The sequence below is a fragment of the Cellulophaga sp. genome (assembly GCF_039943695.1).
Lineage (GTDB): Bacteria > Bacteroidota > Bacteroidia > Flavobacteriales > Flavobacteriaceae > Cellulophaga.
This window is the reverse complement of the sequence record NZ_JBDVAA010000077.1, coordinates 1-4,523: the sequence shown is the minus strand read 5'-3', so window position 1 is coordinate 4,523 and position 4,523 is coordinate 1. Positions and strand designations below refer to the sequence as shown.

Annotated in this window: 8 protein-coding genes and 1 pseudogene; 1 reads left to right on the top strand and 8 read right to left on the bottom strand. The window is 31.2% G+C overall.

Going from position 1 to position 4,523, the window contains the following annotated elements:
* The 5 genes from ABJD66_RS05565 to ABJD66_RS05545 form a co-directional block, all read right to left on the bottom strand.
* Nucleotides 1-200, bottom strand: a 200-nt coding sequence (locus ABJD66_RS05565) for an ACT domain-containing protein (protein ID WP_348129135.1), incomplete at its 3' end; no start/stop codon positions are given.
* 15 nt (nucleotides 201-215) lie between these two features.
* A complete protein-coding gene (locus tag ABJD66_RS05560) occupies nucleotides 216-542 on the bottom strand; it encodes a multidrug efflux SMR transporter (protein ID WP_348129132.1) in 327 nt (108 codons plus the stop codon).
* 69 nt (nucleotides 543-611) lie between these two features.
* Nucleotides 612-1,175 carry a Crp/Fnr family transcriptional regulator gene (locus ABJD66_RS05555; protein ID WP_348129129.1) on the bottom strand — a complete coding sequence of 188 codons (564 nt, stop codon included), beginning with the start codon at nucleotides 1,173-1,175 and terminating at the stop codon, nucleotides 612-614.
* A gap of 167 nt (nucleotides 1,176-1,342) precedes the next feature.
* On the bottom strand, nucleotides 1,343-1,729 hold the full coding sequence (locus tag ABJD66_RS05550; RefSeq protein ID WP_303541221.1) for an acyl-CoA thioesterase: 387 nt from the start codon (nucleotides 1,727-1,729) through the stop codon (nucleotides 1,343-1,345).
* A gap of 81 nt (nucleotides 1,730-1,810) precedes the next feature.
* A complete protein-coding gene (locus ABJD66_RS05545) occupies nucleotides 1,811-2,431 on the bottom strand; it encodes a hypothetical protein (RefSeq protein ID WP_348129126.1) in 621 nt (206 codons plus the stop codon).
* A gap of 367 nt (nucleotides 2,432-2,798) precedes the next feature.
* On the opposite strand from ABJD66_RS05545, the gene ABJD66_RS05540 reads away from it, so the two are divergent.
* Nucleotides 2,799-3,227, top strand: coding sequence for a peptidylprolyl isomerase (locus ABJD66_RS05540; RefSeq protein ID WP_100896603.1), 429 nt, complete (start codon nucleotides 2,799-2,801; stop codon nucleotides 3,225-3,227).
* 78 nt (nucleotides 3,228-3,305) lie between these two features.
* Here the strand turns inward: ABJD66_RS05540 and ABJD66_RS05535 are convergent, their stop codons facing one another.
* The 3 genes and pseudogenes from ABJD66_RS05535 to ABJD66_RS05525 form a co-directional block, all read right to left on the bottom strand.
* A complete protein-coding gene (locus tag ABJD66_RS05535; protein WP_100896602.1) occupies nucleotides 3,306-3,491 on the bottom strand; it encodes a hypothetical protein in 186 nt (61 codons plus the stop codon).
* Nucleotides 3,492-3,506: 15 nt separating this feature from the next.
* A complete protein-coding gene (locus tag ABJD66_RS05530; RefSeq protein WP_348129123.1) occupies nucleotides 3,507-4,382 on the bottom strand; it encodes a cation diffusion facilitator family transporter in 876 nt (291 codons plus the stop codon).
* 25 nt (nucleotides 4,383-4,407) lie between these two features.
* Nucleotides 4,408-4,523 (bottom strand): annotated as a pseudogene (locus ABJD66_RS05525) (phosphonate ABC transporter ATP-binding protein); the annotation flags it as partial.

Below are 4,523 nucleotides of genomic sequence, written 5' to 3'. Positions count from 1 at the left end.
AAACTATAAGTAAAACCTTGTTCGTCAGCATAGCTTTTTGTTGTAACAATAGTAATACCTTCTGCTTCTTTAAATTCGCAAATTATGTTTTTACGATTTAGCGAGCTACTGTCTTTTATAGTGCAAAAAACGTATTCTCCTTTGTTAAGTTTAGGAGTCATACCTTTTAGTAATTCTGATAAATTAGTTTTTCCAGACATTTTTTTCTTTTTTAATTAATGTGTCACGGCTTTTAGTCCAACAATAGACCCAACAAGTGTAGTTATAAAAAATATTCTCCAGAAATTGGCAGGATCTTTAAAAACAAAAATACCTACAAGTACTGTGCCTACAGCTCCAATGCCTGTCCATACAGCATAACCAGTGCCAATAGGTATGGTTTGCATTGCTTTTATTAATAAAATAAAACTAACTGCAGAACATATAAAAAAGCCTGTGTACCATAAGTACATATCAGTTCCTGTTGCCTCTTTAGCTTTGCCTAAGCAGAACGCAAAAGCAACTTCAAACAGACCTGCAATTAGTAAAATTACCCAATTCATAGTTTTTCTTTTTTTACAAAGGTCTAACAACGTAATTAGATAAAATTTTACAAATGATAAAAAATGAAACTATTTTATGCTAGCTCTAATTCTACTTAAACTAACTTGGGTAATACCTAAGTATGATGCTATATGTCCTAACGGAACTCTTTTAATTAAGTCGCTATTATTTTTTAATAAATCTTGATAGCGTTCTGTAGCGGTTCTAAATTGTCTAGATATTAAGCGTTCTTCAGTTTTAATTAGCTCTTGTTCTGCAAATTTACGACCCCAATTGGCAATGTGTTTATCATCAAAAAAAAGTTGTTTTAATTTACTGGTTTTAAGCTTATATAAATCATAATCTTCAAGCAATTCAATTTTCTCATAGCCTTTTTTGTTTTCAATATAGCTACGCATAGATATTATGGTTTCAGATTCTTTACCAAACCAAAAGGTAACTTCTGTTGTGTCAAAATCAGAATATGCTCTAACAATTCCTTTTTTAATAAAATATATATTGTGCTCTACAGTATTGTCTTTTATAATTAAATGTGTTTTAGGGTATGACACCTCTACTGTATTGTCTTTAATTTTAGCTAAAGAGGCTTGTGGTAGTGTATAAACATTGTTAAGTATTGTATCTATTGTCATTTTAAAAAGTATGCTTTTAAATATAAGTTAAAAGGTAACCTAAAATAGATCTTCCCAAAACAATATAAGCACTATTAATTTTTTAAAACAGAAAAACAAGTACTAAACTTAAAAATAGCGATAAGTGTAGTGCGCCAATCTATAGCAGTCAACCTATAGCAGTCTTTCTATTTTAGTATTTTAACAGGTTTTTTATTCTCATCAATAGCAACAAAAGTAAATTCGCCAGACACAGCTTTTTCCCTGTAGTTAGAGTACATTTCTTCTATATAAATATCTACCCTAACTTTTAAACTTGTATTACCAACGTGAGTAACGTAACCAGATAATTCTGCAATGGTACCAGCCGGAATTGGCATTTTAAAATCTATTTTATCACTACTAACAGTTACCATTTGTTGCCTGCTAAATCTTGTAGCGCAAATAAAAGCAGTCTCGTCCATAAGTTGCATTGCAGTACCACCAAAAAGAGTGTCATAATGGTTAGTAGTATTAGGGAAAACGGCTTTAAAAATTGTAGTTACAGATTTTTCAATTCTTTCTTCTAAAGTCATAAGAGTAGATTTATTTAGGTGTAAAATATGTGGTAAAAATACTACTTAAAATTGATTGAAAATAGAAATGAAAGTAAGAGTTTACGCTTGTGTAAAAACGGCAGTTATTAAAAATGCCTCGTATGGTGATACTAAGTCTTTTATACGATTAGCAAAGTAAGGAGAAACTACTTTTTCTCTGTGTAAATCCCATAAATTTGTATGGCTACCACATTTTGGTTCTTTGGCTTTATTGTCATTATAGCTTATGCACAACTCAATTAATAATTTAAAAAATAGGTTTATAGTAGGTGTTAGTTGTATAAAATTGCCTTCTATATCTGTAACGTAAATGGGAGTGTGTTCTTGTGTAGTATCTGCCCATATTTTTTTAGATGATGCATTAAAAGAATGTCCAATTACAACTTTGCCATCTTTCCAAGGATTGTGTTTTTTAGTCATAGCTGTTCCTTTTCCAAAAATATGCAACTTTGGGTGTAAGCTAAAAAAGGTGTTTATATGTATGTGTGGTAAAATTAAAAGTGTACTATAATTGGTGTATAAAAAACTTAGTTCTGCAGAAAGTACTTTCTCTTTTACGTGAGTTATAGGTGCAGAGTTCTCTCGGTTTAAAAAGTCGTTTTTACTCCCAAATTTAGTGGTACGTAATATACTCTGAAAATCTTTTAAGGTGTTAGAAAATTCTTCAAGACTATTTTTCATACTTTAATTACTAATAACATTTTAGCTAATGTAATTGTTTTTAAGGGCTAATTTTTATTGATTTTGTAATCGTTTACAATTAATTTATATCCGTTTTTATAGCAAAACCTGACATAGTTGCTGATTTCATTTTTTTTAAATTTATATTTTTTTTTAGCATTTACCTAACTCCCTATAGTACTACTTATAAAGGGCTGTAGCGTTTTTTTCTTTTTTTTAGTTTGATAAAAATAGTGTTTACACCCTTTTATGTCAGGTTTTTATTCCTTTGGCTTGGTTTTAGTGCTTTTATAATTCTAAGTTTAAAATAAAATATAGGCTGCGTAAAAATTATGCAAAGGATATTTTAAAAATTGAAAAATACAATATGAGTATAGTTAAGGAAAACAACACGGTTAAAGTAAATTACACAGGGAAGTTGGCAGACGGACAAGTTTTTGATACTTCTGAAGGTAGAGAGCCGCTAGAGTTTACTTTAGGACAAGGACAATTAATACCTGGTTTTGAAAAAGGTGTTATAGATATGAAGCTAAACGAAAAAAAGACTATTACTATTGCTAAAGAAGAAGCATATGGTGAGGTTAATGAAGCTTTAATACAAGAAGTAAAAAAATCTGAATTACCACAAGATATGGAGCCTAAAGTAGGTATGGGATTAGTTTCTAAAGCTCCAGATGGTAGAGAAATGAACTTAATGGTAGTAGAAGTTAAAGAAGAGTCTATTGTTATAGATGGTAACCATCCTTTAGCAGGTAAAGACCTTATTTTTGATCTAGAAGTTTTAGAGATTAAATAAGCATCTCTCTTTATAAAATAAAAACCCGATAAACACTATTAAAGTTTATCGGGTTTTTTATTAAAAAATAGTTTTAGGTTATTCTTTGTTTTCAGAAGCAGTCTTCATCTTTTTGTAACCTGTGTAAGCAAGCAATGCACCATTAGCAATACAAATAATACCAAGTATTTTTTGCTGTAGTGTAAGTAATGCAATACCACCTATTACGCCGCAAATGCCAAATGTTGCTAGTTGTTTGCCCTTATGATGTTGTTTGTTGTTCATTTTAATGTATTTGTGCTACTCGTATGTATCTGGTTCTATATGTATTAAAACATATTCTAGATTTGGAATCTCTGCCATAAGATAATCTTTTAGTTTGTGAGATATATCATGGCCTTCTTTTACTGTAATTTTTCCGTCTACAATGGCGTGTAAATCTATATGAAACTTCATACCTGCTTTACGTATAAAACATTTTTCGGTATCTAAAACACCATCAACCTGTATAGATTTGTTTCTTATTTCATCAATTAAATCATCATACAATTGCTCGTCCATAACCTCGCCAAGTGCAGGTCTTAAAATTAAATAGCTATTATATAATATAAAACCGGAGGCAAGTAGAGCAGCCCAATCATCTGCGGTTTCATATCCTTTACCACAAACAAGTGCAATAGAGATACCAACAAACGCCATTACAGATGTTATTGCATCGCTTCTGTGGTGCCAAGCATCTGCTTTTAAAGAGGAGCTATGTATTTCCTTACTTTTTTTTAAAACTATACGGTATAGGGTTTCTTTCCAGATAATAATAACTCCTAAAACTATAAGCGTCCAGGCTTTGGGTATTTTGTGCGGTGTTTGTATGTTTTGTATGCTTTCATAAGCAATTATTGTGGCAGATGTAACTAAAAAAGCAACAACCAAAAAGGTAATTAGGGGTTCTATTTTTCCGTGTCCGTATGGGTGATTTTTATCTGCAGGGCGTTTTGCGTATTTAAAACCAACTAGCACCAGTAAAGAAGAAAAAACATCTGTAGTAGATTCTATTGCGTCTGCAATAAGAGCGTAAGAATTACCAAAAAAACCAGCAAGCCCTTTAATAATAGCCAGGCAAAGGTTGCCTATTATGCTAAAATAGGTTGTTTTAATGGCGGTGTCATCAACATTCATAGTTGTAGGCCTTTGTAAGTTGTTTTTAAACGGCGCGTTGTACTACTTCAAACACCTTATTGTCATCGCACTTTAAAGTTTTAGACGGGTATTTTAATATAAGTGCATAGTCGTGTGTTGCCATTAAAATTGTGCGTCCGG

Coding starts and splice junctions, on each gene's coding strand:
- ABJD66_RS05550 (WP_303541221.1), bottom strand. CDS start 1,729: ATGACTTTAGAAGAAAGAATTGAAAAATCTGTAACTACAATTTTTAAA.
- ABJD66_RS05530 (WP_348129123.1), bottom strand. CDS start 4,382: ATGAATGTTGATGACACCGCCATTAAAACAACCTATTTTAGCATAATA.
- ABJD66_RS05545 (WP_348129126.1), bottom strand. CDS start 2,431: ATGAAAAATAGTCTTGAAGAATTTTCTAACACCTTAAAAGATTTTCAG.
- ABJD66_RS05535 (WP_100896602.1), bottom strand. CDS start 3,491: ATGAACAACAAACAACATCATAAGGGCAAACAACTAGCAACATTTGGC.
- ABJD66_RS05540 (WP_100896603.1), top strand. CDS start 2,799: ATGAGTATAGTTAAGGAAAACAACACGGTTAAAGTAAATTACACAGGG.
- ABJD66_RS05555 (WP_348129129.1), bottom strand. CDS start 1,175: ATGACAATAGATACAATACTTAACAATGTTTATACACTACCACAAGCC.
- ABJD66_RS05560 (WP_348129132.1), bottom strand. CDS start 542: ATGAATTGGGTAATTTTACTAATTGCAGGTCTGTTTGAAGTTGCTTTT.